The 13648-nt window shown below is 26.9% G+C and carries 14 protein-coding genes; 6 read left to right on the top strand and 8 right to left on the bottom strand.

What is annotated here, in order from left to right:
- Positions 1–756, top strand: a complete 756-nt coding sequence (locus GCU34_RS10405) for a glycosyltransferase family 2 protein (protein ID WP_178138335.1) — start codon at positions 1–3, stop codon at positions 754–756.
- Here GCU34_RS10405 and GCU34_RS10400 read toward each other — a convergent pair.
- On the bottom strand, positions 719–1936 hold the full coding sequence (locus GCU34_RS10400; protein ID WP_072782387.1) for an O-antigen ligase family protein: 1218 nt from the start codon (positions 1934–1936) through the stop codon (positions 719–721). The two genes, GCU34_RS10405 and GCU34_RS10400, sit on opposite strands and share 38 nt — an antisense overlap.
- Positions 1923–3161, bottom strand: a complete 1239-nt coding sequence (locus GCU34_RS10395) for a glycosyltransferase family 4 protein (protein ID WP_072782388.1) — start codon at positions 3159–3161, stop codon at positions 1923–1925. Before GCU34_RS10395 ends, GCU34_RS10400 begins: the two co-directional genes overlap by 14 nt.
- A gap of 186 nt (positions 3162–3347) precedes the next feature.
- Here GCU34_RS10395 and GCU34_RS10390 point away from each other — a divergent pair, with 186 nt between their 5' ends.
- The gene (locus tag GCU34_RS10390) at positions 3348–3878 is read left to right on the top strand and encodes a hypothetical protein (protein WP_072782391.1); all 531 of its coding nucleotides are present in this window, start codon (positions 3348–3350) and stop codon (positions 3876–3878) included.
- 77 nt (positions 3879–3955) lie between these two features.
- Here GCU34_RS10390 and GCU34_RS10385 read toward each other — a convergent pair whose 3' ends face one another.
- From GCU34_RS10385 to GCU34_RS10370, 4 genes are all read right to left on the bottom strand, one after another.
- Positions 3956–5008: a glycosyltransferase gene (locus GCU34_RS10385; RefSeq protein ID WP_152378451.1), complete on the bottom strand. Its 1053-nt coding sequence runs from the start codon at positions 5006–5008 to the stop codon at positions 3956–3958.
- Positions 4968–5936, bottom strand: coding sequence for an O-antigen ligase family protein (locus tag GCU34_RS10380; RefSeq protein ID WP_143146180.1), 969 nt, complete (start codon positions 5934–5936; stop codon positions 4968–4970). Before GCU34_RS10380 ends, GCU34_RS10385 begins: the two co-directional genes overlap by 41 nt.
- A 241-nt stretch (positions 5937–6177) precedes the next feature.
- Entirely contained in the window at positions 6178–7863 is a 1686-nt protein-coding gene (locus GCU34_RS10375) for an LIC_10190 family membrane protein (protein ID WP_072782399.1), read from the bottom strand.
- Between the two features lie 6 nt (positions 7864–7869).
- Complete coding sequence (locus GCU34_RS10370) at positions 7870–8601, bottom strand: glycosyltransferase family 2 protein (RefSeq protein ID WP_072782402.1); 732 nt, start codon at positions 8599–8601, stop codon at positions 7870–7872.
- A 55-nt stretch (positions 8602–8656) separates the two neighbouring features.
- Here GCU34_RS10370 and GCU34_RS10365 point away from each other — a divergent pair, with 55 nt between their 5' ends.
- A complete protein-coding gene (locus tag GCU34_RS10365; protein WP_072782405.1) occupies positions 8657–9208 on the top strand; it encodes a putative colanic acid biosynthesis acetyltransferase in 552 nt (183 codons plus the stop codon).
- A 34-nt stretch (positions 9209–9242) separates the two neighbouring features.
- Here the strand turns inward: GCU34_RS10365 and fcl are convergent, their stop codons facing one another.
- Complete coding sequence (fcl, locus tag GCU34_RS10360; RefSeq protein WP_072782408.1) at positions 9243–10184, bottom strand: GDP-L-fucose synthase; 942 nt, start codon at positions 10182–10184, stop codon at positions 9243–9245.
- Positions 10178–11242 carry a GDP-mannose 4,6-dehydratase gene (gene gmd / locus GCU34_RS10355; RefSeq protein WP_072782411.1) on the bottom strand — a complete coding sequence of 355 codons (1065 nt, stop codon included), beginning with the start codon at positions 11240–11242 and terminating at the stop codon, positions 10178–10180. The genes fcl and gmd overlap by 7 nt, the downstream gene beginning before the upstream one ends.
- Before the next feature lie 105 nt (positions 11243–11347).
- Between gmd and GCU34_RS10350 the strand changes: the two genes are divergently transcribed.
- From GCU34_RS10350 to GCU34_RS10340, 3 genes are read left to right on the top strand one after another with little or no spacing between them, the layout of a single operon-like run.
- A complete protein-coding gene (locus tag GCU34_RS10350) occupies positions 11348–11941 on the top strand; it encodes a hypothetical protein (protein ID WP_152378450.1) in 594 nt (197 codons plus the stop codon).
- A 2-nt stretch (positions 11942–11943) separates the two neighbouring features.
- Positions 11944–12663 (top strand): O-antigen ligase family protein, encoded by a 720-nt coding sequence (locus tag GCU34_RS10345; RefSeq protein ID WP_193702238.1) that lies wholly within the window; start codon positions 11944–11946, stop codon positions 12661–12663.
- On the top strand, positions 12660–13643 hold the full coding sequence (locus GCU34_RS10340) for a UDP-glucuronic acid decarboxylase family protein (protein ID WP_072782417.1): 984 nt from the start codon (positions 12660–12662) through the stop codon (positions 13641–13643). The genes GCU34_RS10345 and GCU34_RS10340 overlap by 4 nt, the downstream gene beginning before the upstream one ends.
- Positions 13644–13648: the final 5 nt, after the last annotated feature.

The raw sequence follows: 13648 nt of genomic DNA, 5'->3' as shown, positions 1-13648 counted from the left end.
GTGAATCCTTTTTTTTCCATAATTACTGCAACTTATAACAGCGAAAAAACTCTAGAGAGAACTATAATTTCTGTTTTAAATCAAAGCTTTACAAACTTTGAATATTTAATAATTGATGGAAATTCTAAAGATGCAACAGTTGAAATCGTTAAAAAGTATGTTCCAATTTTTAATGAAAAACAAATAGCTTTAAGGTATGTTTCTGAACCCGATAAAGGAATTTATGATGCATGGAATAAAGGAATAAATTTAGCTAAAGGCGAATGGATTAGTTTTCTAGGTTCTGATGATTATTATTTAGATAATGCATTAGAAATATATAAAAGAGCAACAGCAACTAATTGTAATTATATACATAGTAAAGTTCAATTAATAAATGAAAAACAGGAAAAACTAAGAATATTAGGTGGTGATAATTTTAGTAAGGCTAAATTTTTCCGAAACATGAATATTGCTCACGTTGGTTCTTTTCATCATAAATCATTATTTGAAAATCAAAAATTTAGTTTGACTTATAAATCTGCAAGTGATTATTATTTTTTCTTAACTAATTTTAATGAGCTAAAGCCATATTTTATAAATGAAATTACAGCGGTTATGCAATTTGGAGGTATTAGCACAAATGTTGATGCTGCTTTAAAAGAAGCAATGCAAGTAAAGATAGACTCAAAAAGAAGAAGTAAGTTTTTGTGTTATTTAGATTTTTTAGTAGATCATTTTAAACATTTTCTTTTAAAGTATATTCGTAAAACTTAAGATAACTGAATACGAATAAATTAAAGAAAAACAACCCGTAATGTCTGTAGAGAAAATCTTCTACAAAGAAAAGAGCAATACAGTTAAATAGTACAACATTTAAAAGCACATTCTTTATTTTTAGGCAATTTCTTATGACTGTAAAGAGGTAAAAAAGAAATATTGAAAACCCTAATATTCCTGAGCCTAAAAAAATATACATCAAATAATTATGCGTTAAATAATCGTGATTTTCATAAAATTTAGAATCATAATTTGCAGCATAACATTCATTAAGTTCCGTTTGGATATTTGAAAAACCAACACCTCTTAAATAATTTTCTTGCAGTATTTCAAACGAACAACTAATAATACTTTTTCTAATATTAGTTGAATTGAAATACATGCCTTTAGGAGGATTATTAAAATCATTATAGGCTTCTAAAAACCTAGATTTAATTCCTGGTAGAAAAATAAGTCCAGAAAAAAACACAGCAATTATTGGAATAAAATATCTTTTTTTAATAGAAATTCCTTTTGTTACCGCATAGATTATTGAAATAAAAGAAATAACAATCATTAATCTAGAAGACAAAAGTAGTATCATTATTAGAGAAAAAATGAAAGTAAAAAGATTCAAATATTTTAGTTCTTTCTTAAAGCGAAGTAAAGAATGTATAATACCAACATTTAAAAAAAGTGAAAAATAAGTTGGATGAATCTTAAAAATAGCTATGCTATAAACATGTTTTCTAAAAACCGATTCATTATAACTTTCATTAAAAAAATCTGAAAAGGAATGGTTTAATAAAAAAGAAATAATGTAGAAACTACTTATAATTAAGCAGGAAAATTTAAAAATATAGATAAATTTAGTTTCTAAATTTTTAAAAACATTGGCTGGAATATTAAAAAAAACTAATGGGAAAATAAGAAACATTAAAGATTTACTCACATTTTTCCAGTCTATTTCTGCATTTATAGCAAAGATATTAGTACATAAAACAATAAAGAAAGGTAATGTGTAAATTAGATGTTGTTTCTTTAAAAGGATTTTCTTTTTGGCGGTTGAAAGGTAAAAAACTGTTACAACTGTAGTCGCAATTAAAAAGATTGAAGAAATATTCTCCTTAAATAATGGGAATGTAAATAAACACCCTATTAAAAAAGTTATTATAACTAATAGCTTATCTTTCTTCATGTAACACATCATTAATTTTTACTAAAAATGAATCTAATACCGCTTTGTCAGAAAAACTATTCTTAACAAATTCGCGGGCTTCTTTACCCATGTTTAATGATTTTTCGGTATTGTTTTTTAGAGAAATTATTTTTTCATAAACCTCTTTTACTTCATTACTGGCAATGTAAAAGCCACCATTTGAATTGTTTAAGATGTTATTTACTTCAGAGTTTTCATTACCAGTTATAATTGAAGGCTTTGCACTTGCCATCATACCTAATAATTTTGAGGGCATTACCGAATCTACAACATCATTCTTTTGAAATAAAAAATGACAATCTGCTGTACAAAGTAAGTTTGATAAATCACTATAGGGCACTACATCTTTAAATTTTACAAATTCAAAAATAGAAGCTCTTTCTCTTAATGTATTATAATAACCTCCATTTCCAACAATCGTAATGGCAATGCTATCTTCAGGTTTTATAAGTTTGCAAAATTCTATAAAAAAGTCCCAATCTTGTTTTTCTCCAATATTTCCCGAATATAAAAGATTGTATTTATCAGAATCAAAATAAGGATGAGGTTGAGAAGTACTCGGATTTATGTTGTCTATTGAAACCCAATTTGGAAAATAAAAAACTTCTTTCGGATTCGATTTTTCATAAACTTTTCGAATCATCGAATTACTAATTGTACTTACAATATCAGCTGAGTTTAAAAGTATACTTTCGGTTTTTAATAGGAATTTAAAAAACAGATTTTTAAAAAAAGAGCTTTTAGTTCCTATTCCAGCATCAATTAATAAATCAAATTCAAAATCTTGTAAATGAATCCAGAATTTTGTTTTGTTAAAAAAAGAATAGAATTTACCCAAGAAACAATTACTGGTAAATGGTACGATACTAATAATTAAATCCGTTTTTTTTAACTTAAATAAGTTGATAAATAATCCAAAATTAAAACTTAGAATCATTAAAATTCTACCTAAAAATGTCACTTTTTTAGGAACATATTGTTTGAAACGAATAATTTTTATTCCATTATAAGTTTCAGTATAAAATGCTTTTTTGTCTTTGTAATCGCTATTAATTTCCCATTTAGGATAGTAGGGAAATCCTGTTAAAACAGTAATTTCAAAACCATTAGATTTTAAGTAATTAGCAAATTGTGTTGTATAAAGACCAATTGCAGTATCTTCAGGATAAAAATTTGCCGTAATAATGGTTATTTTCTTAGACATTTATCTAAATTTTAAATCAAAAATACTAATTAATGCACTATAAAGAATCTTTTGTATGAATCTTCTTGATATTACTGACATTATTCACATGTAATAGTTAGAAAATCAGTTGGTTAAAAAACTAAAAAAAAAATTTTGTTGAATTGAAAAAGTAATATATTTGCATCATAAAATTCAACAAAAAAAATGAAAAAATTAATTTTAGTATTTGCTACTGCTTTAGCAGTTATTTCTTGTGGTAGAGAGAAAAATACTGATACAGAAACAACATCAGAGGCAACATCTGAAGTAGAAGTAAAAAAATCAGAATTTTCTGTTATTCTTGACGCTATTTATGAGAAAAATGATAGTGTAATTTTACAAGTTTATGATGTTGACGGTAATGAATATTTAGATAAAGACGTAGTTGTTGCTGTTACAGGTTCTCCATTAGCACAAAGGATAGAATTAAAATCACCTATTGGTGTAGATATTCATAACATTGTAATAGTTTTTAGTACTAATAAAGAACAAAATTCTTTTACATTGAAAAGTATAACAATGGTTAAAGATGGTGTTGAAGTAGTTAAACCAGATAACTTCTTATATTTCTTTGCAAATAATGATCAAATGGTTATGGATGCCAATACAGGGGTTCATAAATTAAAACATGAAAATAAAGGTTATCATCCAGCTTTTGGAGGAAATGAACAAATGAAAGCTATTTTAGAAGACTAAAATTATTTTTACAATATAAAAAAAACAGAACCTAATTAGGTTCTGTTTTTTTTATATACTTATTTTATTGTACAATTCTAACCAAAGATTACCTTTTTGCTCCCAACTATAATTTTCGAACACAAATTTTGAAGGGATTTTCCTCTTTCAATTCTTTCAAGTTCATTCCATTGTAAACTATCTTGTAAAGCATTTTTAATTTCTTCAATTTCAGGGTTAATTAAAATACCGCCCATTGATCCAAATTCAGTTTTTAATCCTGTTTGATGTGTTGTAATAACGGGTGTTTTACACGCCGAAGCCTCTAAATTAACCATCCCAATTACTTCTGAATACGATGGAACAACAACCGCTCTAGCGTTGGCTATTAAATTATATTTTTCATGATTAAAAATTGGCCCTAAAAATTCAACAATATTTTCTAAACCTAGTCTATTTGTTAATTGTTTGAGTGTTGTGGTATAATCGTTTTCTGGACCAACAATTTTAAGTTTAACTTTTTTAGTGTTAAGACTAGCTAAAGCATTAATTAATAATTCTAATCCTTTAATTTTATCAGGTCTTCCTATAAAAAGAAAATAATTTTCTTTTGGTTCATAATTTAAATCGGTCGGAATAGTTGAGAAGTCCATTAAATTTGGAATTTCAACTATATTTTTATGTTGGGTAAGCTTGTATAAACTGTCTTTTTCTATAGGTGTTATACAATGTAAAAACTGAGCATTCTTAATTATTTTATTTAAAATAAGCTGCAAATACAGCTTCTTTTTTAAACTATTTTTAGCTAAAACTCTAGGTTCTAACATGCCATGCGGACTTAATAAATAAGGAATTTTGTTTTTAATTGCTACTTCCGAACTTACATATTGTGTATAAGAATAAGCGCCATGTAGGTGGAAAATACTGGTATTTTTAGATAAATTCTCTAAATAAGATTTAATTTCTTTTTGATAAAACCAAGGTTTGTTTGTTTCAAAATGGATAAAATTATCAGCTTCTTCTTTTAAATTAGTGATAATATTTGAAGGTATTTTATTTTGGTTCAAATAATTGTTTAGAAGTAGTAAAATAGTTCTTACACCTCCACTTTCAAAAGAAACGTTTTCTGCTATATGATAAATTTCCTTCATTTTTAAATAAGAATGATTTTGTGTACGAGAAATAGAAAATTATAAGAAAGAAAAATAATTCTGGGGGAAAATAATGTCCGTCTCTAAATAATTTTAATAATATATAAATACCTATACTTTGTTCTACAATTAACGATTTATCTTGAAAACATTGAATAACTAAATAAATGATAAATGCAGTAGCTAATAGTCCAATAATACCGAATTCTGAAAAGAATCTAATAAACAAAGATGCGGCATCTTTAGAGTTAATATCGTCTAATTCCAATCTATAAAGGTATTTTGGAGTTCGCATCACTTTTTTATAGCGATTATGATACATATAATAATGACTTCCAATACCGCTACCAAAAGGATGTTCGATAAAATTTTCTTTTGCAATGTAAAAATTGCTTAATAAAGCATAAGTACTGATATTAGTTCCTTCATCAAATTTACCAGTTTCTAATACTTTTAAAGAATTATAAGTATCGTCAAACCTCATTTTCACTTTTTCATTATTTGAATATACCCAATAAAAAATTGCTAGGACAAAAGGAATAACACCTATAGCATATTTAACTCTTGTAAGATTAATATTGGGTAGTATAAACATCAGGGCACAACCAATGTAGGCTATAGAAGATTCTGTTAAAACAAGAGATAAAAAAATTATAAAAAAGAAAAGATATTGTTTTGTCTTTAAAAAATAATAACAAGCAGGTAATACAACTATAGCATAATGAGCAGGTTCTTTTAAAAAACTGCTAAAACGGGGATCAGTATTTACATTTAAATTTACACCTAAAAAATAGCCAGGAAATCCTATAATAGCAACAAATAAGGAATATTTTGCAAATAAGTCATAAATCTCTTCTTTAGTAAAAAGTTTTAAAACATTATAGAAATAGGTACAAGAAACAGCAATTCCTAAAACTTGGGATAGCATAAAATTTGGCGGAATGCCAATCCATAAATAAATAATACAACTATGAATAAATAAAAAAGTAAAAAAAGTAATTAAAAAACTATTTAGTGTTACTTTTTTATACTTGAATAATAGAATGAAGTTGATGAATAATATGAAATAAAATAATTTAAAATCAATTATAAATCTATAAAAGAAAGCCTCAGTAAAAATTGCAAATACTGAAGAGTGTAAAAGATATTTATTTAAATTAATTCTCAATTTATTTTTTGGTTCTAAACCCATCTTGCAAGTTTTCACCTCTTAGTTCAATATTATATAAATAATTGGTTGTGCATGGAAATTTATCGTATATGTAGCTATCGCCGTAACTAGAATGCATTTTAATTTTTCTCTTATTTGGAGTTTTAAGATTAAAATCTAAATATTTAATAGATTTTGTTTTTTTTTGTTCGGAAAAATCATTCGGCAAATACAAATATTCTACAATTTTTTGCTCGTTATAATTATGTTTAAACAATATAAAACTATGACTTAAATTTTTATAAAACATATAACAGAATGATATAACAATAATTATTGTTGTAAACATTCGATTAATCTTTATAGATTTTAAAAAATATAGAGGTAATAAAGATAAAAATAATATAAATGCAAAAGAAAATCTAATATCAGGTGCTGTAAATAACCATAGTAAAACTCCAGTAATACATGTGATTAAAATAACTCCAATTTTGAAATTCTCTTTTCTTTTTTTTACTATGAGAAGATTTATTGTGATTAAAAATGATGAAAATAAAGACAAAATATAAAAGGTTTTATTCTTTAGTAATGCCGCTTCCCACCAAATAGGAAACCATTCTTTAAATGATAATTTTAAAACTTCTGGATAACTCTTAAAAGGAATTCTTCCAAATGAAATTATCCATTTGTAAGTAACCGATACTCTTTCTTTAGGTACTTTCCAATCAACTGAAAAAAAATCAAGAGAAGGATTAGGATAAAATAAATATCCAGACAATATAAAATTACGAATTAACCATCCTCCGAGATAAAATATTGAATAAAGAGTAACGGTTTTTATAAAATTAAGTTTTAATTTTTCTACTTGAAATATACTATATAAACTAATAATTAATATTGGTAAAACAGAGAATTTAACAGTAATGCAAACAAAAGGAATTATTATAAAAACTAATTTTTTTGAATTTATCGCATTTGGAATAATTAACAAGGATAACAATATATAAGAAATTAATATATTAGCTATTGTGTCTGTACCACAAGAAGAAATCAAATGAATATATTGTTCTGAAAAAAAATACAAATAAATTACAAGTAATAAACTATATATATTTTTTAAACGAAATGCTTTTACAATTAACCAAGAGCTAAAAACTGTGAATAAAAGAGAATTAATTATAAAAATATGTTGATTGTATATTTCTTTAAAAGTAAAACCGGCACTTAAAACAAACATTGATGAATTAAACCCTAAGCGATCATAAAAGTTTGCTAAACCAGGAATAACTCTATAAGATTCATTCCATTGAATTGCCGCAACATGATACAACAAAGTATCAAAATTTCTTGGATTTATTATATAATAAAAAAGTAATGATATGATAAAAAATGAAATAACTATAATTGCATTCTTATTCTTTTTTAAACTTAAGAGAACTTCATTTTTAATTTCTAAGAACAATTTCTTTTTTGCTAAAAAATAAATAAAAATTAAAAACAAAAAGAATAATGTTGTTATTAAATTAATAGGAAAAAAAATAGATATGATATTATAAAATGATGCTATTGTACAAATACCAATGAAGAATGAATCTGATATATTATATTTTTTTGAATTAGTTCTGTCTAAATATTGTATTACAATTTTTCCAAAAAAAAAGCAAAAACAAAAAGTAAATAATAAACAAATTAAGATTACATACATATTCTATTATTTAATTTTCAACATTCCATATTTTAAAATACAATAAATTGCTCTAAAACCATCTTTCCAACCAATTTTTTTACCTTCTTCGTAAGTTCTTCCATAATATGAAATTCCTACTTCATATATTCGTATTTTTGGGACTCTTGAAATTTTAGCCGTTACTTCTGGTTCAAAACCAAAACGTTTTTCTTTTAAGGTCAAAGACTGAATGGTTTTAGTATGAAATAATTTATAACAAGTTTCCATATCGGTTAGGTTTAAATTAGTAAACATATTCGATAAAAATGTTAGGAATTTATTACCTATCGTATGCCAAAAAAACAGGATTCGATGCGGATTTCCACCCATAAAACGACTTCCATAGACTACATCAGCGAAGCCATCAATTACAGGTTTTAAAAGTAAATTGTATTCTTCAGGATCATATTCTAAATCGGCATCTTGAATAATTAAATATTCACCAGTTGCCTTTTGAATTCCTGTATGTAAAGCGGCCCCTTTACCTTTATTAACTTCGTGTTTGTAATATTGAATATTTAAGTCACTATTTTCAGAAATGTATTTTTTAATAGCTTCTTCAGTATCATCAGTTGAGCAGTCATTTACTATTATTACTTCTTTTTCGATGTTATTAATTAAAGATAATTTTTTAAGTTTGTTTAAAATTAAATGAATAGTTGGTCCTTCATTATAAGCTGGCACAACAATAGATAATTTTCTGAAATTAACAGTCATCAATTTAAGTATTAATTAGTTCTGAGCAAATATAGTATAAAAGGTATAAAGTTGTATGATATATCAAGATTTAAGCTCATTTAAAATGCCTAAAAATTTTAGGGGTGGGAGTAAAGTGAAAGTTCAATTATGGGGTATAGTAGAATTTTTATTTTTTCGACCATCTCTACAATTCATGTATGGGTTTAGAAACTTTTTATTGCGATTATTTGGAGCTAAAATTGGTAAGAATGTTTTAATTAGGTCAAGTGTAAAAATAACTTATCCATGGAAATTGGAAATTGGGGATAATTCTTGGATAGGAGAGGAAACATATTTATACAATTTAGCAGAAATAAAAATTGGCAAAAATGCCGTTATTTCTCATCGTTCTTTTTTAAATACAGGAGGTCACGATTATAATAAAACAACATTTGATATTTTTGCACAACCAATCATTATTGAAGATGAAGCCTGGGTTACAAGCGAAGTTTATGTTTCACCAGGAGTAACTATATCAAGAGGGGCTGTTATTGGTGTTAGAAGCGCAGTTTTTAATAACATGCCAGAGGGAATGTTATGTTACGGCAGTCCAGCAAAACCAATTAGGAAAAGAGATATTAAATAAAAAAGGCTAGAATTTTCTAGCCTTTTTTATTTAATTATGTAAACATTTCAAAATCGTTTTCTGTAACCCAATCTAAGGTTTTTTCAATGCCTTGTTGTAAGTTTACTTTGTGTTTCCAGCCCAAATTATTAATCTTAGAAACATCTAATAATTTTCTTGGTGTTCCATCAGGTTTCGTAGCATCAAAAACTAATTCTCCTGCAAAACCAACAGTTTTTTTAATAGTTTCTGCTAATTCTTTAATAGTAACATCTTCGCCTGTACCAATGTTTACGGTTTCAGCGTCGTTATAGTTTTGCATTAAGAAGACACAAGCTTCTGCTAAATCATCTACAAATAAAAATTCGCGCATGGGTGTTCCAGAACCCCAAACAACAACTTCTGATGAATTATTTTGTTTCGCTTCAATGAATTTGCGAAGTAAAGCAGGTAATACGTGCGAATTCTGTAAATTGAAATTATCGTTTATACCATACAAGTTAGTTGGCATAGCCGATATAAAATTACAACCGTATTGTTTTTTGTAAAACTCACACATTTTCAAACCAGAAATTTTTGCAATAGCATACGCTTCATTGGTTGGTTCTAAAGCTCCTGTAAGTAAATATTCTTCTTTTAAAGGTTGGGGTGCAAATTTTGGATAAATACATGAACTTCCTAAGAAAAATAATTTCTCAACTTTATTCAAATAGGCAGCATGAATAACATTATTTTGAATCATCATGTTGTCGTAAATAAACTCAGCAGGATAAATATTATTTGCATGAATACCGCCAACTTTTGCAGCTGCTAAGAAAACAAATTCTGGTTTTTCCGTTTCAAAAAATTCAAAAACGGCTTGTTGGTTTCTTAAATCAAGTTCCTTAGAACTTTTGGTAATGATATTGGTAAATCCATTTTGTTCTAAGTTACGAACAATGGCAGAACCTACCATTCCTCTTGAACCTGCAACAAATATTTTAGCTGTTTTTAGCATACTCTTGGTAATTTTACGTATTCTAAATCGTGCTTCATCATAATTTTCACTAACTCTTCAATTGAAGTTTTACTTGGATTCCATCCTAGAACAGTTTTTGCTTTTGTAGGATCACCTAATAAAGTTTCTACTTCAGCAGGACGATAGTAATTTTCATCTACTTCAATTAATACATTTCCAGTTGCTTTGCAATATCCTTTTTCATTTTCTGCTTCACCTTTCCATTCAATTTCAATGCCTGCTTCTCTAAAAGCTAATTCACAGAAATAACGAACAGAATATTGAACTCCTGTCGCTATAACAAAATCTTCTGGTGTGTCTTGCTGTAACATCAACCACATACATTCTACATAGTCTTTTGCATATCCCCAATCGCGAAGTGCATCAAGATTTCCTAAGTATAATTTTTCTTGGATACCATGCTTAATACGTGAAGCGGCTAATGTAATTTTTCTGGTAACGAAAGTTTCTCCTCTACGTTCTGATTCGTGATTGAATAAAATTCCGTTTACAGCATACATATTGTAAGACTCACGGTAGTTTTTAGTAATCCAATAGGCATACATTTTAGCAACACCGTAAGGTGATCTTGGATAAAATGGAGTGGTTTCTTTTTGAGGAATTTCTTGAACTTTACCATATAATTCAGATGTTGAAGCTTGGTATATTCTAGTAGTTTCGGTTAAACCGCAAATTCTTATTGCTTCTAATAAACGTAAAGTTCCTACAGCATCAGTTTCTGCTGTATATTCTGGCATATCGAAAGATACTTTTACATGAGATTGAGCGGCCAAATTATAAATTTCATCAGGACGAATTTGTTGTACCAAACGAATTAAGTTTGTAGAATCCGTCATATCTCCGTAATGTAATTTTATTTTCTTCTCTTTATGTAAGTCTAATAATAATCCTTCTATATATAAATGTTCAATTCTTTCGGTATTAAAAGTAGAGCTTCTTCTGATAATTCCATGAACCTCATATCCTTTTTCTAATAATAGTTCAGCCAAGTACGAACCGTCTTGACCATTTATTCCAGTAATTAATGCTACTTTCATTTTATGTATAAATATTATAAGGCTACAAATATAACTTTTAGATATTTAAAATGTAATTATTATAATGTAAAAAATACTTAAATTGCACAATATTGAATAAAAAATATGCTAAATAGTATTGTTCTATTTTTAAGAAATCAAAGTAAATTAAGCTTATTAGTTATTTTTTTAGCTATTTCGGTTTTTTTGCCCATTCCTGCAAGTAATTTAGCTGTATTGATTAGTTTTATTTATACTATTGTTTTTTTTAAGAAACCTATAGTTTGGAATAAGCTTTTAATCCTACCCATTTTATTATTTTTTTGGATTGTTGGGTCATACTTTTGGAGTATCCAACCCAAATTAACTTTAGAGTCTATTCCCAGAACTATTTTTTTATTAATTATCCCTTTATTATTTTTAGTTGCTAAAAACTATAGTTATAACTTAAGAGATTCAGTTCTTAAGGTTTATTCTTATACAGCCGTTGCTTTTTCAGTACTTTTCTTAATAAGAGCTGTAATTAGATTCTTTATTTACAATACCACTTCAGTTTTTTTTAGTCATGGTGAATATAATTCAGATACTGGAATTGTTCCAAAAGAAATGAATGCTATTCATGTGTCTGTTTTTATAGCGATTGCCTACTTTTATTTTATAACCAAACAAGAGAAATTTAAACATGAAAAAATTGTATTGCTAATTCTATTACTTTTTTAGTATTGCTTTCTTCTACAAATGTTTTAATAATTTCATTGGTTTTAAGTTTAATCTATTACTTTTTTTATTCAAAGTTTGCAAATAAGCTACGTTTAAGAAACAGCATTCTTGTTTTAACAATTTTTATTTCTTTTTTATTTTACAAAAAAATTGAAGCATTTGTTGAACTAGAATTTAAAAATAATACTGAAAAGGGAATAGGGCATAATGTAATTACAAAATCAGATGATTTTGAAAAAAAAATTACTATGTATGAAGCTTGGAATAATAAAACTTTTTCACAAAAAGATTTTTTTCCAGGAACTGCTTTTAGAATATACCAATTTAGAGTGTTCTTAGAATTATTTGAAGAAAACTCTGTTTTCTGGAAAGGATTTGGATTTAATGCGTCTAACATCAAAATTGAAGAAAAAGGAGTAGAACACAATGTTTTTTTAGGCGATGTCAATCATGAGGGTTATCAAAAGAAAAATTTTCACAATCAATATCTCCAAATTTTTGCAGAATTAGGCTTTATTGGTTTTTCACTTTTAGTGCTTATTTTGTTCTTTTCTTTAAAAACTGCATTTAAAGCCAAAGATTTTATTCACATTTCTTTCACATTTCTAATGATAAGTTTATTTTTGACGGAATCATTTTTGTGGAGACAAAGAGGAATAGTATTTTTTACTGTTTTTTATTGTTTGTTTGCAATTTCAAATACAAAGAAAAGTCTACAATGAAAAGAATATTAATAACAGGTGCGGCGGGTTTTTTAGGCTCACATTTATGTGATCGTTTTATAGCTGAAGGATATTATGTAATAGGAATGGACAATCTTATTACTGGAGATTTAAAAAATATTTCACATTTATTTAAGGAGAAAAATTTCGAATTTTATCATCATGATGTAACAAAATTTGTACATGTACCTGGTAAATTAGATTACATATTACACTTTGCTTCACCAGCAAGTCCAATTGATTATTTAAAAATTCCTATTCAAACCTTAAAAGTAGGGGCAATGGGAACTCATAATTTATTAGGATTGGCTCGTGTTAAAAAGGCAAGAATTTTAATTGCATCAACATCGGAAGTGTATGGAGATCCACTTATTCATCCTCAAACAGAAGATTATTATGGAAACGTAAATACAATTGGACCAAGAGGGGTTTATGATGAAGCGAAGCGCTATCAGGAAGCAATAACTATGGCATATCATACTTTTCATGGTTTAGAAACGAGAATCGTTCGTATTTTTAATACATATGGACCAAGAATGCGATTAAATGATGGACGCGTAATTCCTGCATTTATTGGACAAGCATTACGTGGAGAAGATTTAACCGTTTTTGGAGATGGAAGTCAAACGCGTTCTTTTTGCTATGTTGATGATCAAGTAGAAGGAATTTTTAGGTTGTTACATTCTGATTATCATTTACCAGTGAATATCGGGAATCCTGATGAAATCACAATTAAAGATTTTGCTGAAGAAATTATCAAATTAACAGGAACTAATCAGAAAATTATTTATAAACCATTGCCAAAAGATGACCCAATGCAACGTCAACCAAATATTGACAAAGCCAAAGAAATTCTAGGTTGGGAATCTAAAGTTGGTAGAGCTGAAGGTATGCGTTTAACTTATGAATATTTTAAATCTTTGTCTCCTGAAGAGTTAGCAAAAGAAGAACATAAAGATTTTGCAAATTATATACACTAGTTTTT

Origin of the sequence: Flavobacterium haoranii, assembly GCF_009363055.1 — a bacterium.
Taxonomy (GTDB): domain Bacteria; phylum Bacteroidota; class Bacteroidia; order Flavobacteriales; family Flavobacteriaceae; genus Flavobacterium; species Flavobacterium haoranii.
This window is presented reverse-complemented; position numbering and strand designations above follow the sequence as displayed.